25 protein-coding genes and 1 riboswitch are annotated in these 24,444 nt (G+C 71.2%); of the genes, 19 read left to right on the forward strand and 6 right to left on the reverse strand.

Annotation, left to right across the window (positions count from 1 at the left end):
* Nucleotides 1-75 precede the first annotated feature (75 nt).
* On the reverse strand, nucleotides 76-1,209 hold the full coding sequence (gcvT, locus tag B079_RS0104755) for a glycine cleavage system aminomethyltransferase GcvT (RefSeq protein ID WP_018544636.1): 1,134 nt from the start codon (nucleotides 1,207-1,209) through the stop codon (nucleotides 76-78).
* 153 nt (nucleotides 1,210-1,362) lie between these two features.
* Nucleotides 1,363-1,462: riboswitch (glycine riboswitch) on the reverse strand.
* A 177-nt stretch (nucleotides 1,463-1,639) separates the two neighbouring features.
* Here gcvT and B079_RS0104760 point away from each other — a divergent pair.
* From B079_RS0104760 to B079_RS0104805, 10 genes are all read left to right on the forward strand, one after another.
* Nucleotides 1,640-2,305, forward strand: coding sequence for an AAA family ATPase (locus tag B079_RS0104760; RefSeq protein ID WP_018544637.1), 666 nt, complete (start codon nucleotides 1,640-1,642; stop codon nucleotides 2,303-2,305).
* 66 nt (nucleotides 2,306-2,371) lie between these two features.
* Nucleotides 2,372-3,163 carry an enhanced serine sensitivity protein SseB gene (locus tag B079_RS0104765; RefSeq protein ID WP_018544638.1) on the forward strand — a complete coding sequence of 264 codons (792 nt, stop codon included), beginning with the start codon at nucleotides 2,372-2,374 and terminating at the stop codon, nucleotides 3,161-3,163.
* A 78-nt stretch (nucleotides 3,164-3,241) separates the two neighbouring features.
* Nucleotides 3,242-4,060, forward strand: a complete 819-nt coding sequence (locus tag B079_RS0104770) for an enhanced serine sensitivity protein SseB C-terminal domain-containing protein (RefSeq protein ID WP_018544639.1) — start codon at nucleotides 3,242-3,244, stop codon at nucleotides 4,058-4,060.
* Between the two features lie 354 nt (nucleotides 4,061-4,414).
* Complete coding sequence (locus B079_RS0104775; RefSeq protein ID WP_026248359.1) at nucleotides 4,415-5,413, forward strand: ABC transporter permease; 999 nt, start codon at nucleotides 4,415-4,417, stop codon at nucleotides 5,411-5,413.
* Nucleotides 5,414-5,469: 56 nt separating this feature from the next.
* Nucleotides 5,470-7,215 (forward strand): ABC transporter substrate-binding protein, encoded by a 1,746-nt coding sequence (locus tag B079_RS0104780; RefSeq protein WP_018544641.1) that lies wholly within the window; start codon nucleotides 5,470-5,472, stop codon nucleotides 7,213-7,215.
* A 71-nt stretch (nucleotides 7,216-7,286) separates the two neighbouring features.
* Entirely contained in the window at nucleotides 7,287-8,294 is a 1,008-nt protein-coding gene (locus B079_RS0104785) for an ABC transporter permease (protein WP_018544642.1), read from the forward strand.
* The gene (locus tag B079_RS0104790; RefSeq protein ID WP_018544643.1) at nucleotides 8,291-9,391 is read left to right on the forward strand and encodes an ABC transporter ATP-binding protein; all 1,101 of its coding nucleotides are present in this window, start codon (nucleotides 8,291-8,293) and stop codon (nucleotides 9,389-9,391) included. Before B079_RS0104785 ends, B079_RS0104790 begins: the two co-directional genes overlap by 4 nt.
* Complete coding sequence (locus B079_RS0104795) at nucleotides 9,388-10,653, forward strand: ABC transporter ATP-binding protein (protein WP_018544644.1); 1,266 nt, start codon at nucleotides 9,388-9,390, stop codon at nucleotides 10,651-10,653. Before B079_RS0104790 ends, B079_RS0104795 begins: the two co-directional genes overlap by 4 nt.
* 119 nt (nucleotides 10,654-10,772) lie before the next feature.
* Nucleotides 10,773-11,432: a TRIC cation channel family protein gene (locus tag B079_RS0104800; RefSeq protein WP_018544645.1), complete on the forward strand. Its 660-nt coding sequence runs from the start codon at nucleotides 10,773-10,775 to the stop codon at nucleotides 11,430-11,432.
* 84 nt (nucleotides 11,433-11,516) lie between these two features.
* On the forward strand, nucleotides 11,517-12,377 hold the full coding sequence (locus B079_RS0104805) for a thioesterase family protein (RefSeq protein ID WP_018544646.1): 861 nt from the start codon (nucleotides 11,517-11,519) through the stop codon (nucleotides 12,375-12,377).
* On the opposite strand, the gene B079_RS0104810 is transcribed toward B079_RS0104805, so the two are convergent.
* A complete protein-coding gene (locus B079_RS0104810; protein ID WP_018544647.1) occupies nucleotides 12,364-12,960 on the reverse strand; it encodes a TIGR03086 family metal-binding protein in 597 nt (198 codons plus the stop codon). The genes B079_RS0104805 and B079_RS0104810 overlap by 14 nt on opposite strands.
* 101 nt (nucleotides 12,961-13,061) lie before the next feature.
* Between B079_RS0104810 and B079_RS0104815 the strand changes: the two genes are divergently transcribed.
* Nucleotides 13,062-14,030 (forward strand): helix-turn-helix transcriptional regulator, encoded by a 969-nt coding sequence (locus B079_RS0104815; protein ID WP_018544648.1) that lies wholly within the window; start codon nucleotides 13,062-13,064, stop codon nucleotides 14,028-14,030.
* 19 nt (nucleotides 14,031-14,049) lie between these two features.
* On the opposite strand, the gene B079_RS0104820 is transcribed toward B079_RS0104815, so the two are convergent.
* Nucleotides 14,050-14,676 carry a TetR family transcriptional regulator gene (locus tag B079_RS0104820; RefSeq protein ID WP_026248361.1) on the reverse strand — a complete coding sequence of 209 codons (627 nt, stop codon included), beginning with the start codon at nucleotides 14,674-14,676 and terminating at the stop codon, nucleotides 14,050-14,052.
* Between the two features lie 119 nt (nucleotides 14,677-14,795).
* On the opposite strand from B079_RS0104820, the gene B079_RS35430 reads away from it, so the two are divergent.
* The 3 genes from B079_RS35430 (at nucleotide 14,796) to B079_RS0104835 (ending at nucleotide 16,597) form a co-directional block, all read left to right on the forward strand.
* Nucleotides 14,796-14,963 (forward strand): hypothetical protein, encoded by a 168-nt coding sequence (locus B079_RS35430; RefSeq protein ID WP_018544650.1) that lies wholly within the window; start codon nucleotides 14,796-14,798, stop codon nucleotides 14,961-14,963.
* A 32-nt stretch (nucleotides 14,964-14,995) separates the two neighbouring features.
* The gene (locus tag B079_RS0104830; RefSeq protein WP_018544651.1) at nucleotides 14,996-15,274 is read left to right on the forward strand and encodes a hypothetical protein; all 279 of its coding nucleotides are present in this window, start codon (nucleotides 14,996-14,998) and stop codon (nucleotides 15,272-15,274) included.
* A gap of 153 nt (nucleotides 15,275-15,427) precedes the next feature.
* On the forward strand, nucleotides 15,428-16,597 hold the full coding sequence (locus B079_RS0104835; protein ID WP_018544652.1) for a cysteine desulfurase family protein: 1,170 nt from the start codon (nucleotides 15,428-15,430) through the stop codon (nucleotides 16,595-16,597).
* A 178-nt stretch (nucleotides 16,598-16,775) separates the two neighbouring features.
* Here the strand turns inward: B079_RS0104835 and B079_RS0104840 are convergent, their stop codons facing one another.
* Entirely contained in the window at nucleotides 16,776-17,435 is a 660-nt protein-coding gene (locus tag B079_RS0104840; protein ID WP_018544653.1) for an N-acetylmuramoyl-L-alanine amidase, read from the reverse strand.
* A 92-nt stretch (nucleotides 17,436-17,527) separates the two neighbouring features.
* On the opposite strand from B079_RS0104840, the gene mnmA reads away from it, so the two are divergent.
* Nucleotides 17,528-18,652, forward strand: a complete 1,125-nt coding sequence (gene mnmA, locus B079_RS0104845; RefSeq protein WP_018544654.1) for a tRNA 2-thiouridine(34) synthase MnmA — start codon at nucleotides 17,528-17,530, stop codon at nucleotides 18,650-18,652.
* Between the two features lie 51 nt (nucleotides 18,653-18,703).
* On the opposite strand, the gene B079_RS0104850 is transcribed toward mnmA, so the two are convergent.
* Together B079_RS0104850 and B079_RS0104855 are read right to left on the reverse strand one after the other, a co-directional pair.
* Nucleotides 18,704-19,486 (reverse strand): alpha/beta fold hydrolase, encoded by a 783-nt coding sequence (locus B079_RS0104850; protein WP_018544655.1) that lies wholly within the window; start codon nucleotides 19,484-19,486, stop codon nucleotides 18,704-18,706.
* Between the two features lie 63 nt (nucleotides 19,487-19,549).
* Nucleotides 19,550-19,873, reverse strand: coding sequence for a DUF427 domain-containing protein (locus B079_RS0104855; protein ID WP_018544656.1), 324 nt, complete (start codon nucleotides 19,871-19,873; stop codon nucleotides 19,550-19,552).
* Between the two features lie 51 nt (nucleotides 19,874-19,924).
* Here B079_RS0104855 and B079_RS0104860 point away from each other — a divergent pair, with 51 nt between their 5' ends.
* The 4 genes from B079_RS0104860 to ligA are packed head-to-tail and all read left to right on the forward strand — an operon-like array spanning nucleotide 19,925 to nucleotide 24,426.
* A complete protein-coding gene (locus B079_RS0104860) occupies nucleotides 19,925-20,464 on the forward strand; it encodes a TIGR00730 family Rossman fold protein (protein WP_026248362.1) in 540 nt (179 codons plus the stop codon).
* A gap of 7 nt (nucleotides 20,465-20,471) precedes the next feature.
* Nucleotides 20,472-21,170 carry an SDR family oxidoreductase gene (locus B079_RS0104865; protein ID WP_078495833.1) on the forward strand — a complete coding sequence of 233 codons (699 nt, stop codon included), beginning with the start codon at nucleotides 20,472-20,474 and terminating at the stop codon, nucleotides 21,168-21,170.
* A 37-nt stretch (nucleotides 21,171-21,207) separates the two neighbouring features.
* The gene (locus B079_RS0104870) at nucleotides 21,208-22,215 is read left to right on the forward strand and encodes a methionine synthase (RefSeq protein ID WP_018544659.1); all 1,008 of its coding nucleotides are present in this window, start codon (nucleotides 21,208-21,210) and stop codon (nucleotides 22,213-22,215) included.
* A 15-nt stretch (nucleotides 22,216-22,230) separates the two neighbouring features.
* Nucleotides 22,231-24,426: an NAD-dependent DNA ligase LigA gene (gene ligA, locus B079_RS0104875; protein WP_018544660.1), complete on the forward strand. Its 2,196-nt coding sequence runs from the start codon at nucleotides 22,231-22,233 to the stop codon at nucleotides 24,424-24,426.
* Nucleotides 24,427-24,444: the final 18 nt, after the last annotated feature.

Genomic DNA, 24,444 nt, shown 5'->3' on the forward strand with positions numbered 1-24,444 from the left:
TAAACCGCTGATGAGCGGGGAAAATGTGCGCAGGGTCACGCCGACGTGGCAGCGAGGGCGTGCGGCGCTGTGCGGCTACTTCTGGCGCTTGTAGAACGGCAGCGCCACGACCCGGTACGGCTCGTGGCTGCCCCGGATGTCCACGCCGACACCCTCGGTGCCCGGCGCCGCGTGCGCCGCGTCCACGTAGGCGATGGCGATCGGGCTGCCCAGGGTGGGGGAGGGGGCGCCGGAGGTGACCTCGCCGATCACCTCGCCGCCCGCGACGACGGCGTACCCGGCGCGCGGCACCCGGCGGCCCTCGGCGATCAGGCCGACCAGGACGCGCGGCGGGTTCTGCTCGGCGCGCTCGACGGCCTCCGTCAGCGCGGCGCGGCCCACGAAGTCGCCCTCCTTGCCGAACTTCACGACCCGGCCGAGACCGGCGTCGAACGGGGTCAGCTCCCGGGTCAGCTCATGGCCGTACAGCGGCATGCCCGCCTCAAGACGCAGGGTGTCGCGGCAGGACAGACCGCACGCGACCAGGCCGGACGCCTCGCCCGCCTTGGTCAGCGCCTGCCACAGCTCCACCGCGTGCTCCGGCTTCACGAACAGTTCGAAGCCGTCCTCGCCGGTGTAGCCGGTGCGGGCGATCAGCGCGGGGACGCCCGCGACGGTGCCGGGGAGCCCGGCGTAGTACTTCAGGTTGTCCAGGTCGGCGTCGGTGAGCGACTTGAGGATCGCCGGGGACTCCGGGCCCTGGACGGCGAGCAGCGCGTAGGCGTCGCGGTCGTCACGGACCTCGGCGTCGAAGCCCGCCGCGCGCTCGGTCAGCGCGTCGAGGACGACCTGGGCGTTGGAGGCGTTGGCGACGACCAGGTATTCGGGAGAAGCGGCTTCGGTTTCGCCGAGCCGGTAGACGATCAGGTCGTCCAGGATGCCGCCGTCGGCCTGGCAGATCATGGTGTAGCGGGCGCGGCCGGGACCGACCGAGGCGATGTCGCCGACGAGGGCGTAGTTCAGCAGCGCGGCGGCGTCGGGGCCGGTCACCGTGATCTCGCCCATGTGCGAGAGGTCGAAGAGACCGGCGCGGGTGCGCACCGCCAGGTGCTCGTCGCGCTCGGAGCCGTAGCGCAGGGGCATGTCCCAGCCGGCGAAGTCGGTCATGGTGGCGCCGAGCGCGCGGTGCACGGCGTCGAGCGCGGTGTGACGGAGTTCGGTGCTGCTCATCGGTCGGTCGTCTCCCAGGGCAACGGGGGATGGGGCGAGGAACGTTCCTCCCCATCTGTCATCGGAACCTGAGAGGTTCGCCATGACCCGCACGGTCACGGTTTGCACCTTGGGTGGAGCCACTGACGGCAGCGGCCCGCTTTTCAGATGTGCCTCGCCCGCGCGGTAACGGGGCCTGAGAGATTCAAGGGAGGGACTTGCTCCTTCGGCGCCCCGGCAGACGTACTGCCAGGGACTCTCCCGCGCGGATTCAAGCGGCCGGTATGCAGTTGGCGGCCACATCATCGCACGGCAGGCGCCACCGCTGAAGGGGCAGCCGCCTGTGACCGGACCGTGGCAGTACGGACACGGAACCACCGCGTTGCCGCATTACCTTCTCTTTACATTCGATGGGCAAGGGATGACCGAACCCAAGGGGAGGACGATCACGGTGAACAGGACTCCGGCGTACGCCACCACCGGCCTGGCGGTGCCGCGCCAGCCCGCAGCCCCGACGCGGGAACGCCCGGTCACCGCCCACCCCGCCCCCCTCGTGCGCGACCTGCGCGGACGCCCCGGCGGCGGACCCCGCACACTCCGCTTCGGCCCCCGGGACCTGGTGGTCGTCACCGGCCTGCCCGGCAGCGGCAAGTCCACCCTGATGCACCGCGCCGTCCCCGGCCGCCGCATCGACTCCCAGGACACCCGCGACCGCTGGCAGACCCGCCTGTCCGGTCTGCCGTACGCCCTCTACCGCCCCCTGGTCCGCCTCGCCCACTACGCCGGACTGCGCCGCGCGCTGGCCACCGGCGAGGGCGTCGTCGTCCACGACTGCGGCACCCAGCCCTGGGTGCGCGCCTGGCTCGCCCGCGAGGCCCGCCGCAGGGGCGCCGCCCTCCATCTGGTCCTGCTCGACGTCGGCGCCGAGGCCGCCCGCCAGGGCCAGCGCGAGCGCGGCCGGGGCGTCTCCCGGTACGCCTTCGGACGGCACCGGCACGCCACCGGACGGCTGCTGCGCGCGATCGAACGCGGCGAACTGCCCCCGGGCTGCGCCTCGGCCGTCCTCCTGGACCGCGCCTCGGCGGACGGGCTGCGCCGGATCGACTTCGCGGCGTGAGGTCCGCCGCCCGCACCGGATAGCCTTCTGCACCACAGCATGGTTTTCCCGGCAGGCGGTAGGAACATGGACTTCCCGGCGGACTTTCCCGCGGACTTCCCGGCACAGACGCACCCCCACCCGCACGGCGGTTGGCCCGGCAACGAGTTGGAGGAGGTGCTCTCGGCCTCCCTCGGCGTGCCCTCGGCGGGCGCCCGGATCGTCGAGGTCCTCTCCCGCGGCTTCCTGTGGATCCCGCTGCCCAACGGCGGCGGACCGCAGAGCGGTTCGCTCGACCTGCCCACCGTGGAGATCGAGGGCCAGGCGTATGTCCCGGTGTTCAGCTCCGAGGAACAGTTCCGCCAGTCGCCGGGCGCCCACCTCTCCTTCACCGTCGCCCCCGCCGTGGAGTTCGCGCGCGGACTGCCGCCGCAGGTGGGCCTCGTGCTCAACCCCGGTGGCGTGGTGGGCCTGCCGCTGCCGCCCCAGGCGGTGGCCGAGCTGTGCCGCGCCGACCGCACGGCCCTGGACGGCCCCGCGAGCGGCGCCCGCGTCCGGCTCTTCGAGCCCGACTGGCAGGAGGACCCGGTGGACTTCCTCACCGCCGCCTCCGCCGAGTTCGCGGCCACGGGCGTCGTCGTCACGGCCCGCCGCTGCCTCGCCGCCATCGAGACGGCCGACCCGGTCCTCTTCATCGGCGTCGAACTCTCCCAGTGGGAAGGCGACTTGCGCGCCCGCCCGCTGGCGGCCCTGGAGCGCGCCCTCACCCAGTCCCCGCCCCCCTGGCCGGTCAACCTCGTCCTCCTGGACGTGACCGAGGACCCGGTGGCCGAGTGGCTGAAGACGAACGTGCGGCCCTTCCACCAGTCCGGCAACTAGTCCTCCATGGGGATCACGGCGATCGCCGCTTAAGCTGTCCTCCACACTGGGGCAAGAATCGAAGGGGCGGTAAGACAGGTGAGCGCGAGCCCGAGCGCCGGCGTCGAACACACACTCCGCCAGGTCACCCCCGGACGCTACGACGCGTACGAGGCACTGCTGCGCGCCCTCGCCACCCCCTCGACCGGCCAGATCTGGATGCTGCTCTGGCACGGCCAGGCCGGCTCCCCGGACGCGCAGTACGGGACCATGGAGGTCGACGGCTTCGGCTACGCCCCCTGTGTGACCTCCGCGCAGGAGCTGTCGGCCAGCGGCTGGAGCCGGTCGTACGAGGTGGCCGAGGGCCTGGACGTGGCCCGCACCCTCTACCCCGACCACTACGGCCTCTGGCTCAACCCGCACGCCCCCGGCGGCGGCGTCGGCATCCCCTGGCTGGACCTGCGCCGCATCGCCACGGGCCTGGACCGCCAGCCCGCGGGGCCCCTCAGCATGTCCGAACCCGCCATCGAGGTACCGGCGTTCTACGCCCTGCTCGCGCAGAACGCCCACCGCACCCCCGCCCTGCGCTCGCTGCGCCGCGCCTGGGTGCAGCCCGCGCTCGGCGCCCCCTACCTCGCCATCGGCCTGGACGTGTACGAGACGACCCCGGCGGCGGTCGACTCGGTGCGGGCGATGATGCAGCAGTCCATCGGCGCGGTCCCCGACGGGCTGCCCGTCTCGACCGTCGCGATGACCGACGACTACGACCCGGTCGTGATGTGGATGCGCGCCAACGCGCGCCCGTTCTACGACCGGGAGGCCCACGCGGTCGCCGCTCAGCCCCAACTCCCGCCGTCCGTACGGCCCCAGGCGCCCGCCGCCGGGTACGGCTATCCACCGGTGCGCGGCAGCTACTGAGCAACAGGCCCTCCCCGGAGGGCCTTTGGTTTTCCCCGGGCAAAATTAACGTCCCGGAAACACAAGGACGCATGCGCGCGTGTGCGGTTCCCACCCAACCGCGTGGAATTGCCAGTGTGTCCCAACTGGCCACCATTCGAAGATGGTTACCCGTGGATCGGGTAACGGAAACCCCCTTCGGTGGATCACGGTTGCGCATCCATTCCCCGTCAGGGCTGGCGGGTGATCGCGACGACGCTGAAGACTCCCGAATAGAACACGAGGTGGAGACCTTGTGTTCGAGTGCAAGTCGACATAGCCGCAATCCGCGGCAGGCACAGGCCGGTCACCACCGGCGAGAGGGGTCGGGTCACTGTGACCGCACCGATCGAGACCACCGGGGCGGCAGCCGAAGTACAGCCGGAAGCTGTGCTCGACGGCGCCGGCAAGGGGAAGATCGAGGGTCGTTCTCTCGGACAGATCGCCTGGACGCGGTTCAAGAAGGACAAGGCCGCCGTGGCGGGGGCCGTCATCGTCATCCTGCTGGTCGTGCTGGCGGTGCTCGCGCGTCCGATCCAGGCCGCCTTCGGCCTCGATCCCAACAACTTTCACCAGGACCTGATCGACCCCAACACCTCCCTCCCCAAGGGAAGCTGGGGCGGCATGAGCCTGGAGCACCCGCTGGGTGTGGACCCCAAGTTCGGCCGTGACATCGCGACCCGCATCCTCGAGGGCTCCTGGGTCTCGCTGGTGGTCGCCTTCGGCGCGACGGTCCTCTCCAACGTGATCGGCGCCATCCTCGGTGTCGTCGCCGGGTTCTACGGCGGCCGGGTGGACTCGATCATCAGCCGCCTGATGGACACCTTCCTGGCCTTCCCGCTGCTGCTCTTCGCCATCGCGATCTCGGCCACCCTCCAGGGCGGCGCCTTCGGCCTCACCGGCCTGCCGCTGCACCTGAGCGTGCTGATCTTCGTCATCGGCTTCTTCAACTGGCCCTACCTCGGCCGCATCGTGCGCGGCCAGACCCTCGCCCTGCGCGAGCGCGAGTTCGTCGACGCCTCGCGCGGCATGGGCGCCAAGGGCCCGTACATTCTCTTCCGCGAGCTGATGCCGAACCTGGTCGGCCCGATCATCGTCTACTCGACGCTGCTCATCCCGACCAACATCCTGTTCGAGGCTTCTCTGAGCTTCCTCGGCGTCGGCATCCAGCCCCCGCAGGCGTCCTGGGGCGGCATGCTCCGTGACGCGGTGAGCTTCTACGAGGTCGATCCGCAGTACATGATCGTCCCCGGTCTCGCCATCTTCGTGACTGTCCTGGCGTTCAACCTGCTCGGTGACGGTCTCCGCGACGCTCTCGACCCGCGCAGCCGCTGACGTCTGCCGCGGAGAGCCCAATCAAGTTTCCGATTCTGAAGGGGAAAGCGCCCATTATGCGAAGGTCAGCGCTGGCCGCTATCGCGGTCCTCGGGTCCGCGAGCCTGCTCGTCACAGGCTGCAGCAAGGCAGATTCCAACAAGAACGACGCCAAGTCGGCCCCGGCCAACGCCGCGACCAAGGGTGTCGTCAACGCCTCGGACAAGAAGGGCGGGACGGTCACCTACGAACTGGGCGACGTCCCGGACTCGTTCGACCCCGGCAACACGTACTACGCGTACATGTACAACCTCAGCCGTCTGTGGGCCCGCCCGCTGATGACCTTCCAGCCCGCCGCGGGCGAGAAGGGCAACACCCTGGTCCCCGACCTCGCGGCCAGCAAGGGCGTCCCGAGCGACGGCGGCAAGACCTGGACGTACAAGCTGCGTTCGGGCCTGAAGTACCAGGACGGCACGGCGATCACGTCGAAGGACGTCAAGTACGCCGTCGAGCGCTCCAACTTCGCGCGTGACGTGCTCTCCCTCGGCCCGAACTACTTCCAGATCTTCCTGGCCGACAGCGGCAAGTACAAGGGCCCCTACAAGGACAAGAGCGACAAGGGCCTGTCCTCCATCGAGACGCCGGACGACACCACGATCGTCTTCCACCTGAAGCAGGCCTTCCAGGAGTTCGACTACCTGGTCGCCGCGCCGCAGACCGCGCCGGTGCCGAAGGCCAAGGACAACGGCGTCGACTACGTCAAGAACATCGTCTCCTCCGGCTCCTACCAGTTCCAGAGCTACGACGACGGCAAGCAGGCCGTCCTCGTCCGCAACAAGAACTGGGACGCCAAGACCGACCCGCTGCGCAAGCAGCTGCCGGACAAGATCGTCGTCAAGCTGAAGGTCAACCAGGACACGATCGACAAGGACGTCCTCGCGGGCAAGGCGATCGACCTCGCCGGTACCGGTGTCCAGTCCTCGACCCAGGCCCAGATCCTGTCCGACCAGGACAAGAAGGCCAACAGCGACAACACCTACGGTGGCCGCCTCGTCTACATGGCGATCAACACCAAGGTGAAGCCGTTCGACAAGCCCGAGTGCCGCAAGGCCGTCCAGTACGCGATCGACAAGGCGTCGGTGCAGACCGCGCTCGGTGGTCCGATCCGCGGTGACATCGCCACCACCGTCCTGCCTCCGGACATCACCGGCTACGAGAAGGCCGACGCCTACGCGACGGCGGGCAACAAGGGTGACGCGGCCAAGGCCAAGGAGCAGCTGAAGGCCTGCGGCAAGACGAAGATCAGCACCAACATCTCGGCGCGCACCGACCGTCAGCCGGAGGTCGACGCCGCCACGGCGATCATCGCCTCGCTGAAGAAGGTCGGCATCGACGCCACCCTCAAGACGTACCCGTCGGGCAAGTACTTCACCGACTACGCGGGCGTGCCGAAGTTCACCGAGAAGCAGAACATCGGCCTGGAGATGATGCAGTGGGGTGCCGACTGGCCCTCCGGCTACGGCTTCCTGCAGCAGATCCTGAACGGCTCGGCGATCGGCGCCTCGGGTAACACCAACCTGTCGCAGTACGACAACAAGGACGTCAACAAGCTGCTCGGCAAGTCGATCGCGACGCCGGACGAAGCCGCGCGCAACGGCCTCTACGCCGAGATCGACAAGAAGGCCATGGACGACGCGGTCATCGTCCCGCTGACCTACTTCAAGGTCCTGCTGGCCCGCCCGTACAACAACACCAACCTGGTCTCCACTGCTGCCTTCAGCGGTCAGTACGACTACCTCAACATCGGCTCCAACCAGAAGTAGCAGCCCCGGAAGGCAGGTGAAGGCATTGGTGCCCGCGGGTCTACAGCCCGCGGGCACCAGCGCCGGTCCCCGTGATCTCGTACATCCTCCGCCGGACGTTCGCGGCAGTGATCCTGCTGCTGGTCGTCTCCGCGGTCACCTTCGCCATCTTCTTCTTGCTGCCACGGCTCGCCGGCCAGACAGCGGATCAGCTGGCGCAGCAGTACATCGGCAAGAGCCCGTCGAAGGCGGACATCGCCGCGGTCAAGCACAACCTCGGTCTGGATCAGCCTGTCTACATCCAGTACTGGCACTTCATCAAGGGGATCGTGGCCGGCGCGACCTACGACCTCGGCCCCACCACGGTGCACTGTTCGGCACCGTGCTTCGGCTACTCCTTCAAGACTCACCAGGCGGTCTGGCCGGAGCTCACCTCGCGCCTTCCGATCACCCTCTCGCTGGCCATCGGCGCTGCCGTGCTGTGGCTGGTCTCGGGTGTGGTGGCCGGTGTCATCTCGGCGCTGCGCCCGCGCTCGTTCCTCGACCGCACCTTCATGGGCGTGGCCCTGGCGGGCGTCTCGCTCCCCATGTTCTTCACCGGCAACCTGGCGATCCTGCTCTTCCGTTACAAGCTGCCGATCTTCGGTGAGGACTACGTCCCCTTCACCACCAACCCCAGCCAGTGGGCCAACACCCTCTTCCCGGCGTGGTGTTCGCTGGCCCTGCTGTACTCGGCCATCTATGCGCGCCTGACGCGTTCGGGCATGCTGGAGACGATGAACGAGGACTTCATCCGCACGGCCCGCGCCAAGGGTCTGCGGGAGAAGCGGGTCGTGTTCCGGCACGGACTGCGGGCCGCCCTGACCCCGATCATCACGGTCTTCGGCATGGACATCGGTCTGCTGCTCGGTGGTGCCGTGATCACGGAGTCGGTGTTCTCGCTGCCCGGCATCGGCCAGTACGCGGTGCAGGGCATCACCGACAACGACCTGCCCAAGATCCTCGGCGTCACCATGCTCGCCGCCTTCTTCGTCGTGATCGCAAATCTCCTGGTGGACGTGGTGTACGCGGCCGCCGACCCGCGCGTGAGGCTCTCGTGACCGAACTTTCCAAGACCGGCGCCGCCGTGGAGGAGCCCTCGGCCTCCTCCGGCAAGGCCTCCGAGGCGTTCCTGGAGGTCCGCGACCTCAAGGTGCACTTCCCGACCGACGACGGCATCGTCAAGTCCGTCGACGGGCTCACCTTCTCGCTGGAGAAGGGCAAGACCCTCGCCGTCGTGGGTGAGTCCGGCTCCGGCAAGTCGGTGACCTCGCTGGCGATCATGGGCCTGCACCGGCTCGGCGCGCGCGGCAAGAACGTCCAGATGTCCGGCGAGATCCGTCTGGCCGGCAAGGAACTGGTCTCCGCCGCCCCGGACGAGGTGCGCAAGCTCCGTGGCCGCGAGATGGCGATGATCTTCCAGGACCCGCTGTCCGCGATGCACCCGTACTACACGATCGGCAACCAGATCGTGGAGGCGTACCGGGTCCACCACAAGGTCAGCAAGAAGGTGGCCCGCACCCGCGCCATCGAGATGCTGGACCGCGTGGGCATCCCCGAGCCCGGCAAGCGCGTCGACAGCTACCCGCACGAGTTCTCCGGCGGTATGCGCCAGCGTGCCATGATCGCCATGGCCCTGGTCAACAACCCCGAGCTGCTCATCGCGGACGAGCCGACCACCGCGCTCGACGTGACCGTGCAGGCGCAGATCCTGGACCTGATCCGGGACCTGCAGAAGGAGTTCGGCTCCGCGGTCATGATGATTACCCACGACCTCGGTGTCGTCGCCGAGATCGCGGACGACGTGCTGGTGATGTACGGCGGCCGGTGCGTGGAGCGCGGCCCAGTCGACGAGATCTTCGAGAAGCCGCAGCACCCCTACACCTGGGGCCTGCTCGGCTCGATGCCGCGCATCGACCGGGTGACCGAGGAACGGCTCATCCCCGTCAAGGGCCAGCCGCCGAGCCTCATCAACATCCCCTCGGGCTGCGCCTTCAACCCGCGCTGCCCGTACGCGGACATCCCCAAGGGGAACGTCACCCGCACCGTGCGCCCCGAGCTGGAGCTGGTGGACGCCGGGCGGCACTGGACCGCCTGCCACCTCTCGGCCGAGGACCGTGAGCGGATCTGGACCGAAGAGATTGCGCCGAAGCTGTGACTGAGACCAAGAAAATCGGCGGGGCCGCGATCCCGCGTCCGGCGGCCTCCGAGGCCGGGGCGGCCGACAGCGACGTGCTGCTCCGGGTCGAGGGCCTGACCAAGCACTTCCCGATCAAGAAGGGCATTCTCCAGCGCCAGGTCGGCGCGGTGAAGGCCGTCGACGGGATCGACTTCGAGGTGCGCAAGGGCGAGACCCTGGGCGTGGTCGGCGAGTCGGGCTGCGGCAAGTCGACCATGGGCCGGGTCATCACCCGGCTCCAGGACCCGACCGGCGGAAAGATCACCTTCGAGGGCCAGGACATCACCCGGCTCAGCACGGGACGGATGCGGCCGCTGCGGCGCGACATCCAGATGATCTTCCAGGACCCGTACGGCTCCCTGAACCCCCGTCACACCATCGGCTCGATCGTCTCGGCGCCCTTCCGGCTGCAGAACGTCACGCCCGAGGGCGGGGTGAAGAAGGAGGTCCAGCGCCTCCTGGAGCTGGTCGGTCTGAGCCCCGAGCACTACAACCGCTACCCGCACGAGTTCTCCGGCGGCCAGCGCCAGCGCATCGGCATCGCCCGCGCGCTCGCGCTCAAGCCGAAGCTGGTCGTGGCCGACGAGCCGGTCTCCGCGCTGGACGTGTCGATCCAGGCCCAGGTCGTCAACCTCATGGACGACCTCCAGGACGAGCTGGGCCTGACGTACGTGATCATCGCGCACGACCTCTCGGTCGTCCGGCACGTCTCGGACCGGATCGCGGTGATGTACCTCGGCAAGATGGTCGAGCTGGCGGACCGCAACTCGCTGTACGAGTCGCCGATGCACCCGTACACCAAGGCGCTGATGTCGGCGGTGCCGGTCCCCGACCCCAAGCGTCAGGGCGCCAAGAGCGAGCGCATCCTGCTGCGCGGCGACGTGCCCTCGCCCATCGCGCCGCCGTCGGGCTGCCGGTTCCACACCCGGTGCTGGAAGGCCACGCAGATCTGCAAGACGACCGAGCCGCTGCTCAAGGAGCTGCGTCCCGGCCAGCGGGTCGCCTGCCACCACCCGGAGAACTTCGCCGACCAGGCCCCGCAGGACGTGGTCCTGCTGACCGCGGCGAAGGCGGCCTCGGAGCTGGTCCCGGAGACGGTCCTGGAGGAGTCGGCGGAGACGTCGGCGGCGGTGGCGGCGGAGGTCGCGGCCGAGGCCACCACGGACGCCGAGACGACCTCGGACGCCGAGGTCTCCGAGGCGAAGTCCGAGCCCGAGAGCCCCGAGCAGACCGGGAAGTGACCCCGGACCGCACCGGAACGTGACACCGAACGGCCGCCGCACGCGCGGCGGCCGTTCGCGTTCCCGGCCCGGGCCTGGCTTTGCAAGGCGCGCGCCCCTCGCCAGGTGAGAATGGCAGGGTGCAGATCCAGCAACTCTTCAGTCCCTCCGTTCAGCACACGCTGGATGTCATCGGCATCTTCGTGTTCGCGATCTCCGGCGCGCTGCTGGCCGTCCGGAAGAACTTCGACATCTTCGGCATCGCCGTGCTGGCCGAGGTGACCGCGCTGGGCGGGGGGCTGTTCCGTGATCTGATGATCGGGGCCGTGCCGCCCGCGGCCTTCACGGACCTCGGCTACTTCGTGACCCCGCTGCTCACCGCCGTGGTGGTCTTCTTCCTGCATCCGCACGTCGAGCGCATCCAGTCGGCGGTGCTCGTCTTCGACGCGGCCGGTCTCGGCCTCTTCTGCGTCACCGGCACGACCAAGGCGTACAGCTACGGCCTCGGTCTCACCGCCTCCGCGACCCTCGGCCTCGCCACCGCCGTCGGCGGCGGTGTGCTGCGTGACGTGCTCGCCAACGAGGTGCCCTCGCTGCTGCGCTGGGACCGCGACCTGTACGCCGTCCCGGCGATCGTCGGCGCCACCATGGTGGTGCTCTGCATCCGCTACGACGCCCTCACCCCCGTCACCAGCGGGGTCGCCGCCGTCACCGCCTTCGTGCTGCGGCTGCTGGCGATGAAGTACCACTGGCGGGCGCCGCGCGCCTGGAACCGCCGCTCGACGGTCATGGAGGAGTAGCCGGACCGGGGGCGCAAAGATCTTGTCATCTGGCCGCAACATCCAAAGCTACTGCTTAGTAATGTGTTGTTGTACGGTTCACCCATGCCAGAAGCAGCTTCCGTACCCGCCGCAGCGGCCCTCATCGGCGACAGCGAGTTCGACCGTGACACCGCGGTCGTCCGCCGCGAGCCCGGCGTCTACGACATCGACCTCTCGGCCGGCTGGACCATCATCAACGCCGTCAACGGCGGCTATCTGCTGGCCGTCCTCGGCCGGGCCCTCGCGGACACCCTGCCGCACCCCGACCCGTTCTCGATCTCCGCGCACTATCTGACGGCCTCCCAGCCGGGGCCCGCCGTGGTACGCACCGAGACCGTCCGCACCGGCCGCACGCTCTCCACCGGCCAGGCGTCGCTGTTCCAGTACGACGCCGACGGCAACGAGGTGGAGCGCATCCGCGTCCTCGCCTCCTACGGCGACCTCGGTGCCCTCCCCGACGACGTGCGCACCACCGCCGTCCCGCCCGTGATCCCGCCGCTGGAGCGGTGCCTCGGGCCCGAGGACGGTCCGGCGCCGGTCGAGGGCAGCTCGGCCATCACCGACCGGCTCATGCTCAAGCTGGACCCCTCGACCCTCGGCTGGGCGCTCGGCGCGCCCTCCGGCAAGGGCGAGATGCGGGCCTGGTTCGGGCTGGCCGACGGCCGCGACGCCGACCCGCTCTCGCTGCTGCTCACGGTGGACGCGCTGCCGCCGACCGCGTTCGAGATCGGGCTGACCGGCTGGGTGCCCACCGTCGAGCTGACCGTCCACGTCCGCAGGCGCCCGGCCCCCGGCCCGCTGCGGGTGTCGATCACCACGCGCAACCTGGCCGGAGGCTTCCTGGAGGAGGACGCCGAGGTCTGGGACAGCGAGGACCGGCTCGTCGCCCAGTCCCGCCAGCTCGCCCGCGTCAGGCTCGGCTGACCGGCCTGCGGCCCAGCCACGCAGCCAGGCGCCCGTAGGCGTCGGCGCCCTCGGGGGCCGGGCGGCGCTCCCCGAACGGCAGCACCGCGCGCGGACGCGAGTCCGGGAGCTGCCGTTCGGCCACCGCGAGCGCGAACGCGCCCACCTCCGGGTCGAGCGCGATGGGGTGGCCGAGCGCGTCGGACAGGTCCCAGGTGTGGGCCGCGATCTCCATCACATAGCCCGCGAGGGCCGCGTGGCCGGGGACCTCGCCCCACGGCACCCGGACCGCCCGCGTCATGAGGTCGTCGTCGTCCCACGCCTTGAGCATCAGGGTGCGCACCTCGTCGTAGGCGGCGCCCCAGCCGTCGTCGGCGACCTCTCCTGCGGACCGGCCGCCCGGGGCGGGTGCCGCGCCGCCGGGGATCGCGGCGATGCCCCGGGTGCCGTCGACGACGTGCTCCAGCAGCGCGCGCACGTCGAACTCGGTACACGCCGTGGGCAGGGCGAGCTGATCGGGCCGTACCGCCGAGATCAGGCGGGCCGCCTGCTCGCTGGCGCGGTCGTAGACGGGGCGCGGGTCGGTGAAAGCGGTGGTGGTCATGGTGTGCCTCTCGCTGAGTGGATGGAGCGAGCATCGGCGGAAAACCTGACAGATTCCGTCAACATTTGTGCGCGTCCCCCGGTCGGCGCAATCCTGAGCCCGTGAAGTCCGACCGGCTGCTGTCGATCTTGCTGCTGCTCCAGACCCGGGGCCGGGTGCCCGCGCGGGAACTCGCCGCCCGGCTGGAGGTGTCGGTGCGCACGGTGTACCGGGACGTGGAGGCGCTGTCCGCCGCCGGAGTCCCGGTGTACGCCGAGCGCGGGCGGCACGGCGGGATCGAACTCCTCGCGGGCTTCCGTACGGACGTCACCGGGCTCACCGCCGACGAGTCCCGCGCGCTGTTCATCCTGGCCGCCGAGGGCGCGCACGCCGCGCTCGGTCTGGACGCCGCCCTCGGCTCGGCCCTGCGCAAGGTGATGGCCGCGCTGCCCGAACCGCACCGGCCCGCCGCCGAACTCGCCAGCCGCCGCGTCCTGGTGGACGCCACGCGCTGGCGCGGCGGACCGCAGGCGGCCGTCGATCTGGAGGTGCTGCGCGAGGCGGTGTTCCGCGACCGGCGGTTGCGGCTGCGCTACCGGCACAGCGGGCAACGGGAGCCGCGCACCTACACGGTGGACCCCTACGGCCTGGTCGCCAAGGCCGGGGTCTGGTACCTGGTCGCGGACCGGCGGGCCAGGCCGCGGCTCTTCCGGGCCGACCGGGTCGGCGCGGCCCGGCTGCTCGACGATCCGGTGCGGCGCCGCTCGGGCGTCGAACTGGCCGATGTCTGGGAGGTGTTGCGCCGCCAGGTGGAGGACCGCCCTGAGGGCGCGATCGACGTCACGGTGCGGGTGCGCCGCGAACGCCTGGACCTCTTCCGGCGCATCGCGGGCCCCCAGCTGGCCGAACTCCCGCTGGACGCGGGGGAGGAGGAGTGGGTCACCGCCCGCTTGACCTACCCCGTGCTGCGCGCGGTGCGTCAACTCCTGGGCTTCTCCGACCAGGTGGAGATCCTGGACCCGCCCGAGGCCCGCGCCGAACTCCTGCGGGGAGCGCGCTCGGTGCTGGAGCTGTACGGCGAACAGGCGTGATCCCGAAGGAAGTCGGGCCTCAGTCCAGCCAGTGCCTGCTGCCCCGCGAGATCAGCCGCAGCTGCTGGGTCGCGAGCCGGGTCACCCGTTCCCGCTCGCCCGGGGGGCCGTCCTGGGACTCCAGGAACAGCGAGGCGGTGATGAGCATCTGGTCCACGTAGAGGTGGGCGAGCATCAGCACATCGGCCTCGGCCCAGCCCTCGGTCTGCGGGTCCGAGGCCAGTTCGGAGCCCACCTCCTCGGCGAACCGGGCCAGTTCGGCCTGGATCGCCTCGCGCACCGCCTTCACCCCGCCGTGCCGCTCGCGCGCGATGAAGCGGACGTGCGCGGGATAGGTGTCCACATGGTGGGCGATCAACTCGACGGCGCGGCGGATGCGTTCCTCGCTGTCGTCCCCGGCGGCGACCGTCGGGCGCACCATCGGGTGCAGACTTCCCAGCGCCTCGCCGACCAGCGCGACACCGAGATCGGCGGTGGAGCGGAAGTGCCGGTAGAAGGCGGTCGGGGCCACGCCGACGGCCCGGGTCACCTCGCGCAGCCCCAGACTGCTCAGGCTCTGCTCCTCCAGCAGGGTGAGCGCCGCGTCCATGAACGCCTGACGGGTCCTCTGTTTCTGGGCCTGCCGGGCGCCGAGGGTGTGACTCATGTCATCCAGTTAACAACTGTTCTCTCTATTTGGAAAGTCGTGCGGCGCGCTAAACTCGGTGTCAGTGAACAACTGTTACTACAACTGTTCACCCAGACTCGGAGGGGGGATCTGATCCCATGCTGTTCCTCGTCGCCGCGCTGATGCTGCTCGGTGTCGTCCTGGGCACCGTCGCCCACGCGCCGCTGCCCGTCTCCGCGGCCGTCGCCGTCCTCATCGCCGCCTGGCTCGGCATCTTCGCGCTCCGCGAGTACCACGGCCGCAGGCGCCACCACTCCACCGACTGACCGCCCGTCACGATCCGTAGGAGCTGAGCACCATGCGACTCACCGCACCGGCCGTCCGACCCGCCGAGGCCGCCCCGCGCACCCGGGACGCCGACGGCATGGCGGTGGCCTCCTTCGTCCTCGGCCTCCTCGGCCTGCTCGCCCTCAATCTCGTCCTCGGCCCGGTCTCCGTCGTCCTGGCCGCCGTCGCCCTGTGGCGCGGCACCTCCCGCCCCGGCCGGGCCTGGCTCGGCATGGCCCTGGGCGTGGCCGACCTGGTGGTCCTGGCCGTCGCCATGCAGCTGTCCCACACGGTGTCCTGGAACCTGTGACACGGGCGCTCCGGGAGCCCGCAGCACCAGGGCTCCGCAGCCTGTGACACCGGCGTACCAAGGCGGCGGCGACCCCGGCCGGGGTGTCCGTACGCCCAGCCGCCCCCGCCGCTCGGAGAGCGGGCCCCGGTCCGCCGTAGAATCGGCGTCACCATGGCTTACCTCGACCACGCCGCCACGACCCCGATGCTCCCCGAGGCCGCGGAGGCGCTGACCGCCCGCCTGGGCGTCACCGGCAACGCGTCCTCGCTGCACGCCTCCGGCCGCCGGGCCCGCCGCACGGTCGAGGAGTCCCGCGAAACCCTCGCCGAGGCGCTGGGCGCCCGGCCGAGCGAGATCGTCTTCACCTCCGGCGGCACCGAGGCCGACAACCTCGCGGTCAAGGGGCTGTACTGGTCCCGCCGCGCCGCGGACCCCGCCCGCGTCCGCGTCCTGTCCAGCCCCGTCGAACACCACGCCGTCCTCGACGCCGTGCACTGGCTGAGCGAGCACGAGGGCGCCGTCGTCGAGTACCTGCCCGTCGACCGCCACGGCCGGGTGAGCCCCGAGGTGCTGCGCGAGGCCATCGCCCGCAACCCCGGTGACGTCGCCCTGGCCACCGTGATGTGGGCCAACAACGAGATCGGCACGATCATGCCGGTCCGTGAACTGGCCGACGTGGCCGCCGAGTTCGGCGTACCGCTGCACGCCGACGCGGTCCAGGCGTTCGGGCAGGTACCGGTGGACTTCGCCGCGTCCGGGCTGGCCGCGATGACCGTCTCCGGGCACAAGATCGGCGGCCCCTACGGCATCGGCGCCCTCGTCCTCGGCCGCGAGCACAGCCCCGTCCCCGTGCTGCACGGCGGCGGACAGGAGCGCCATGTCCGCTCCGGCACGCTCGACGTGCCCGCCGTCGCCTCCTTCGCGGTGGCCGGACGCGTGGCCGCCGAGCAGCAGGAGCGGTTCGCCCGCGAGATCGGCGCCCTGCGCGACCGGCTGGTGGACGCCGTGCTCACGGCCGTCCCCGACGCGATCCTCGGCGGCGACCCGGCACCCGGCGGCCGGCTGCCCGCCAACGCCCACTTCACCTTCCCCGGCTGCGAGGGCGACTCCCTCCTCCTGCTGCTCGACGCGCAGGGCATCGAGTGCTCCACCGGCTCCGCCTGCACGGCGGGCGTCGCCCAGCCCAGCCACGTCCTCCTCGCCACCGGAACCGACCCCGACCTGGCGCGCGGCACCCTGCGCTTCTCGCTGGGCCACACCTCCACCGACGAGGACGTGGAGGCCGTCGCCAAGGCCATCGGCCCCGCGGTGGAACGGGCGCGCGCGGCCGGGCTGACCTAGGGCCTCTCGTTTGGATCAGGCCGGGCTCGCGGGGTCTGGCACCGCGCCTCGCCGCGTTGTCGTCGGTTGCCATGGCTCCGCCATGACGCCCTCCTCCGCCTTGCGATGCACGGCACCAGACCCCGCTCCCTGATCCAGCCTGATCCAAACGAAAGACCCTAGCGGCGAGCCGGACCGTCTAGCCCCGGGCCCGACCGGCCTGGGCGCCCGCCTCGCGCACCAGCTTCATGTACCGGTCCCAGTCCCAGTGCGGCCCCGGATCCGTGTGGTCCGTCCCCGGCACCTCCACATGCCCGATGACATGCTCCCGGTCGGGCTTCATGCCATACCGCGCGCATATCCGGGCCGTCAGCCGGGCCGAGGACGCGTACATCGCGTCCGTGAAGGACGAGGCGTCGTCCACGAAGCCGACGTGCTCGATGCCCACACTGCGCTCGTTGTACGACCGGTTGCCCGCGTGGAAGGCCACGTCCAGCTCGCGGATCAGCTGGGTGATCCGGCCGTCCCCGCGCACGATGTAGTGCGCCGCCGCGCCGTACCCCGCCTGCTGGAAGACCTTCACCGCCGAGGCGTAGCCGCCCTGCGTGACGTGGATGACGACCCGGTCCACCGCGTAGTCGTCGGGGCGGTCCGCGCGGCGGTAGTTCCCCGGCGAGGCCGCCACCCAGCGGGCGCCCTTGAAGTCCACCGCCCCGGCCACCCGGGGCCGCTCCACGCCCGGCAGCCGCCACCACAGATGCGACAGCTCCTCGCGGGCCAGCGCCGCCGTGCCCACGGCCGCCGCCGCGCCGCCGATCAGCAGCGCCCGCCGCCCCAGCCGCCGGTCCCCGTCACCCATGCCGCCCCCGCCTCCCGCCGTCGCGATCCCCCTGTGATCTTCAACGGCCTCCCGGCGTCGGCGGTTCCCGCGCCCCGTACCCTGGAAGGGTTATGACTGAGACCCCGCAGCGCCCCCTCCGCGTCCTCGCCGCCATGTCCGGCGGTGTCGACTCCGCCGTCGCCGCCGCGCGCGCCGCGGAAGCCGGGCACGACGTGACCGGCGTCCACCTCGCGCTCTCCGCGAACCCGCAATCCTTCCGCACCGGAGCGCGGGGCTGCTGCACCATCGAGGACTCCCGCGACGCCCGCCGCGCCGCCGACGTCATCGGCATCCCCTTCTACGTGTGGGACCTCGCCGACCGCTTCCGCGAGGACGTGGTCGAGGACTTCATCGCGGAGTACGAGGCCGGGCGCACCCCCAACCCCTGTCTGCGCTGCAACGAGAAGATCAAGTTCGCCGCGCTGCTCGACAAGGCGCTCGCGCTCGGCTTCGACGCGGTCTGCACCGGTCACTACGCCCAGGTGATCGTCCGCGAGGACGGCACCCGCGAGCTGCACCGCGCCTCCGACATGGCCAAGGACCAGTCGTACGTCCTCGGCGTCCTGGACGACCGCCAGCTCGCCCACGCCCTCTTCCCGCTCGGCGACACCGTCACTACCAAGGACGAGATCCGCGCCGAGGCCGAGCGCCGGGGCCTGGCCGTCGCCAAGAAGCCCGACTCGCACGACATCTGCTTCATCGCCGACGGCGACACCCAGGGCTTCCTCGCCCAGCGGCTCGGCAAGGCCGAGGGCGACATCGTGGACGAGGACGGCAACCGCCTCGGCACCCACGAGGGCGCCTACGGCTACACCATCGGCCAGCGCAAGGGCCTGCGCCTGGGCACCCCGGCCCCCGACGGCAAGCCGCGCTATGTCCTGGACATCTCCCCGGTGACCAACACCGTCACGGTCGGCCCGGCCGCCGCCCTGGACGTCACCGCGCTCACCGCGATCAAGCCCCGCTGGTGCGGCGCCGCCCCCGAGGGCCCCGGCACCTACACCGCCCAGCTGCGCGCCCATGGCGGCGAGACCGAGGTCGACGCCGAGCTGGTGGACGGCGAGCTGCGCGTCACCTTCACCGAGCCGGTGCGGGGCGTCGCCCCCGGCCAGGCGATCGTGCTGTACGACGGCACGCGCGTCGTCGGCTCGGCGACGATCGCGGCCACGACGCGGGCGACGGCAGCGGCGGTCTGACCCTTCACGGAGCGGCCCGCGTCACTCGGTGCCGTGTCTCTCCGCGCCGCGTCACTCCGTGAAGAAGGTCGTCAACACCGGTGCCAGGGCGGCCGGTTCGATCATGTGGGTCTGGCCCGCCAGCTCCAGATACGTGCCGTCCGGCACCGCGTCCGCGACCGCCAGGGCCGCCTCCCGCATCCAGGCCGGGCTCATCCCGCCCGCCACCGACAGCACCGGCACCGGGATCCCGGCCAGCCGCGCGAGCGGGATCAGTCCGTCGCCCAGGACGGCGGCGTCATGGGCGAGGCTCGGCGCGACCGCCTCCATGCCGGGCCACATCGGGGACTGCCGGGCCCGCTGGATCATCTGCTCCGCGAGCCCGGTCAGCCGCAGGAACAGCTCCACCGCGTCGCCCAGGCGCCCCGCCTCCAGCAGGCGCGAGAGGTTCGCCGCGTAGACCGCCTGCTGCTCGGCGCCGCCCGCCAGGAAGTCCGCGAACGGCACCTCGTACACCCCGACCCGGCTCACCGGCAGCCCACTCGCCGCCGCCTCGAGCACCAGCGCGCCGCCCGAGGACACCCCGAACAGGGCCGCCTCGCCGCCCACCGCCGCGAGCAGCGCGGCCAGGTCCGCCACCTCGCGCTCGACCGCGTACGGCGGGGTGTCACCGCTCGCGCCGCGCCCCCGGCGGTCGTAGACGACGGTCCGGCACCGCTCCGCGAGCCGCAGCGCCAGGGGCGCGAGCGTGCCCCCGGTGGACATCGCGCCGCTCACCAGGATCACCGTGGGCCCCTCGCCCGTCACCTGGTAGGCGAGCGAGGTCCCGTCGGCGGAAGTCGTCTTCTTGTCCATGCCCGTGGAGACTGCCGTACCGCGCCGTACTCGTCCGTCACGACACGGCGGCGGCATCCGAGGTCACGACACTTCGGGCGTGTAGAAGCAGTAGTGGTCCAGGATCTCGGCCACCTCCGGCTTCGGGTCGGGGTACGCCCACACCAGGTCGGGCGCGTCCGGCAGCGACCAGTAGGACGCGGTCCCCTTGAAGGGGCAGAAGGTATGGGTCTCCGAGGGCGTCAGCAGGTCCAGGCGGACGTCCTCGGCGGGGAGGTAGTAGCGCGGCGGACAGCCCGTCTCGCGCAGTACCAGAGGTCGGTCGGTCTCGGCGAGCACCTGGCCGTCGTGTACGACGCGCACATGCTGCTCGCCCTTTTCGATCGTGATCGTGTGTCCATCGGCCATACCGGAAAAGCACTGGCGGCGGCGCCGATGTTCCCGCGTACCGTGGGCGGCATGAATATCTGCGTCTTCCTCTCCGCCGCCGACCTCGACGAGCGCTACACGCGCCCCGCGCGGGAGTTCGGGAAACTGATCGGCAAGGGCGGCCACACCCTGGTCTGGGGCGGCTCCGACTCCGGTCTGATGAAGGTGGTCGCGGACGGCGTGCAGGAGGCCGGAGGCAGGCTCGTGGGCGTCTCCGTCGAGTTCCTGTCGGCGGTGGCGCGGCCCGGCGCCGACGAGATGGTGGTCGCTAGCACCCTGGCCGAGCGCAAGAAGCTCCTCCTGGACAAGGCCGACGCCGTGGTCATCATGGTCGGCGGCACCGGCACCCTGGACGAGGCCACCGAGATCCTGGAGCTGAAGAAGCACGGCAAGACCGACAAGCCCGTGGTCCTGCTCAACACGGCGGGCTTCTACGACGGCCTCCAGCAGCAGTTCCGCCGTATGGAGGAGGAGGGCTTCCTGCCGCGCCCGCTCTCCGAGCTGGTCCACTTCGCCGAGGAGCCCGCCACCGCGCTGGCCCACCTGGAGAACTCGCTGCCCGCCCGCTGATGCGAGCATGGCGCACATGGCTACTCATGTGATCACCGGCGCCGGTTCCGGCATCGGCGCCGCCGTCGCCCGCCGTCTGCACGCGCGTGGGGACGAACTCGTCCTGCACGCGCGCGACGCGGGCCGCGCCAAGGAACTCGCCGCCGAGTTCCCCGGCGCCCGCACCCTGGTCGGCGACCTCTCCGACCCGGACAAGCTGTCCTGGGCCTTCTCCCACCAGAGCCTGCCGGAGCGCGTCGACTCGCTGCTGCACATCGCCGGAGTCGTCGACCTCGGTGACGTCGGGGACCTCACCCCCAAGTCCTGGCGCCACCAGCTCAACGTCAACCTGATCGCCCCCGCGGAGCTGACCCGGCACTTCCTGCCCCAGCTCCGCGCCGCCCGAGGCCAGGTCGTCTTCGTCAACTCCGGCGCGGGCCTGAACGCCCACGCGGGCTGGTCGGCGTACGCCGCCTCCAAGCACGGCCTGAAGGCCCTCGCGGACTCGCTGCGCCACGAGGAGCACGGCAACGGCGTACGGGTCAGCTCCGTCTACCCCGGGCGCACCGCGAGCCCCATGCAGGCCAAGGTGCACCAGCAGGAGGGCAAGGAGTACGACCCCGGCAAGTTCATCGACCCCGAGTCGGTCGCCGACACCGTCCTGCTCGCACTCGACCTGCCCAGGGACGCCGAGATCAACGACCTGACGGTCCGCCCCGGCCGCTGACCTGCGACGCCGGTGCCGTACGGCATACCCTGCCGGGGTGAGTGAGAAGAGCGAGTTCACCTTCCCGGCCGCCACCGGCGTCGGTTCGATGCCCGGCGGGGACGCGCGCGAGGCCGCCAAGACGGTCACCGGCAGCCTGGAGGACTTCCCGTACCTGGCCGAGCTGCCCGCGCGCGGCCCCGGCGCCGACATGATCGGCCGCACCGCCGGGATGCTCGTCGAGCTGTACGCGCGCGTGGAGCCCAGCGGCTGGCGCCTGTCCGACCGGCCGGGGCGCGACACCCGGCGCGCGCACGCCTGGCTGCGCGAGGACCTCGACGCCCTGGAGGAGTTCACCCAGGGCTACGAGGGCGACGTCAAGGTCCAGGCGGTCGGCCCCTGGACGCTGGCCGCCGCCCTGGAGCTGCGCAACGGCGAGGCCGTGCTCTCCGACCCCGGCGCCTGCCGCGACCTCACCGCCTCGCTCGCCGAGGGACTGCGGCTCCACCTCGCCGACGTGCGCCGCCGCATCCCCGGCGCCCGCGTCGTCCTCCAGCTCGACGAGCCGTCCCTGACGGCCGTCCTGCGCGGGCAGATCAGGACCGCCAGCGGCTACCGTACCCACCGCGCCGTCGACCGCCAGACCGTGGAGTCCGCCCTGCGCGACGTCCTCGGCGCGAACGGCGAAGGCCCCGCCCTCGTCCACTCCTGCGCCCCCGACGTGCCCTTCGCGCTGCTGCGCCGCGCGGGCGCGGACGCCGTCTCCTTCGACTTCGCGCTTCTCACCGAGCGTGACGACGACGCGATCGGCGAGGCCGTCGAGGCGGGCACCCGGCTCTTCGCGGGTGTCGTCCCCGGCACTGATGCCGCGTTGTCAGACCCTGCCGGTAGCGTCATGGGTGTCAGGACGCTGTGGCGCAGGCTGGGGCTGCGTCCGGGGCTGCTCGCGGAGGCGGTCACGGTCACGCCCACGTGCGGTCTGGCGGGTGCTTCCCCCGCCTACGCCCGTGCGGCGCTCGCCCACTGCGTCCGGGCGGCGAGATCCCTCGCGGACAACCCTGAGTAACGGGAGGACCACACGGTGGCCGGCGACAACCAAGCGGCGACGACAACGGTGCCCGCCGAGGCGCGCGAGCGGCACGGGCGGCTCGCGGAGCAGGTCGAGGAGCACCGCTTCCGGTACTACGTGAAGGACGCTCCCGTCGTCAGCGACGCGGAGTTCGACCGGCTGCTCAAGAGCCTGGAGGCCCTGGAGGAGGAGTACCCGGAGCTGCGCACCCCGGACTCGCCCACCCAGAAGGTCGCCGGGTCCTACGAGACGGAGTTCACCGCGGTCGCCCACCGCGAGCGGATGCTCTCCCTGGACAACGCCTTCGACGACGAGGAGCTGGCCACCTGGGCCGACCGCGTCCAGCGCGAACTGGGCGACCAGGACTACCACTTCCTGTGCGAGCTGAAGGTCGACGGACTCGCCGTCAACCTCACCTACGAGCACGGCCGCCTCACCCGCGCCGCCACCCGGGGCGACGGCCGCACCGGCGAGGACATCACGCCCAACGTCCGCACCATCACCGACATCCCGGACCGCCTGCACGGCGACGAGGTGCCCGACCTCGTGGAGATCCGCGGCGAGGTCTACTTCCCGATGGACAAGTTCCTCGAGCTGAACGAGCGCCTGGTCGCCGCCGGGGACAAGCCCTTCGCCAACCCGCGCAACGCGGCGGCCGGTTCACTGCGCCAGAAGGACCCGCGCGTCACCGCCACCCGCCCGCTGCACATGGTCGTCCACGGCATCGGCGCCCTGGAGGGCTTCAGCGGACTGACCCGCCTGTCCGAGGCGTACGACCTGCTCAAGACCTGGGGCCTGCCCACCTCCGCGCACAACCGCGTGGTCGACGACCTCGACGGCGTACGGGAGTTCATCACGTACTACGGCGAGAACCGCCACTCCGTGGAGCACGAGATCGACGGCGTCGTCGTCAAGCTCGACGAGATCCGCCTCCAGGGCCGCCTCGGCTCCACCGCGCGCGCCCCGCGCTGGGCCATCGCGTACAAGTACGCGCCGGAGGAGGTCAACACCAAGCTAGTCGACATCAAGGTCGGCGTCGGCCGCACCGGCCGCGTCACCCCCTACGCCCAGGTCGAGCCGGTCAAGGTCGCGGGCAGCGAGGTCGAGTTCGCCACCCTGCACAACCAGGAGGTCGTCAAGGCCAAGGGCGTGCTCATCGGCGACACCGTGGTGCTGCGCAAGGCCGGTGACGTCATCCCGGAGATCCTGGGCCCGGTGGTCGACCTGCGCGACGGCAGCGAGCGGGAGTTCGTGATGCCGGCCGACTGCCCCGAGTGCGGCACGCCGCTGCGGGCCATGAAGGAGGGCGACATCGACCTCCGCTGCCCCAACGGGCGGACCTGCCCGGCCCAGTTGAGAGAGCGCGTCGCCTATCTCGCGGGCCGTGAGTGCCTGGACATCGAGCACTTCGGGGGCGTCGCCGCCGCCGCGCTCACCCGGCCCCTCGAACCCGCCGAGCCGCCGCTGGTGGACGAGGGCGACCTGTTCGACCTGACGGTGGAGAAGCTGCTCCCCATCAAGGCGTACGTCCTCGACCCCGACAGCGGGCTGCCCAAGCGCGACCCGAAGACCGGCGAGGAGAAGGTCGTCACCGTCTTCGCCAACCAGAAGGGCGAGCCGAAGAAGAACACGCTCTCCCTCCTCGAGCACATCGAGGCGGCCAAGGGGCGCCCGCTCGCCCGGTTCATCAACGGCCTGTCGATCCGTCACGTCGGACCCGTGGCCGCGCAGGCGCTCGCCCGCGAGTTCCGCTCCATCGACCGCATCGAGGCGGCCACGGAGGAGGAACTGGCCGCCACCGACGGCGTCGGCCCCATCATCGCCGCCGCCCTCAAGGAGTGGTTCGCCGAGGACTGGCACCGCGAGATCGTGCGCAAGTGGAAGGCGGCCGGAGTCCCCCTCGAGGAGGAGGCCACCGGCGAGGACGAGGGACCGCGCCCCCTCGAAGGACTCACCGTCGTCGTCACCGGCACCCTGGAGAACTTCACCCGGGACGGCGCCAAGGAGGCCCTGCAGACCCGGGGCGCGAAGGTGACCGGATCCGTGTCCAAGAAGACCTCTTTCGTGGTCGTCGGTGACAACCCCGGCTCCAAGTACGACAAGGCGATGCAGCTCAAGGTGCCCGTCCTGGACGAGGACGGCTTCACCGTCCTGCTGGAGCGCGGCCCCGACGCGGCGGCCGAAGTCGCCCTGGCGACCGAGGAGTAGCGGTTGAAGGCCACCCGA

This window comes from Streptomyces sp. LaPpAH-108 (assembly GCF_000373625.1).
GTDB lineage: Bacteria > Actinomycetota > Actinomycetes > Streptomycetales > Streptomycetaceae > Streptomyces.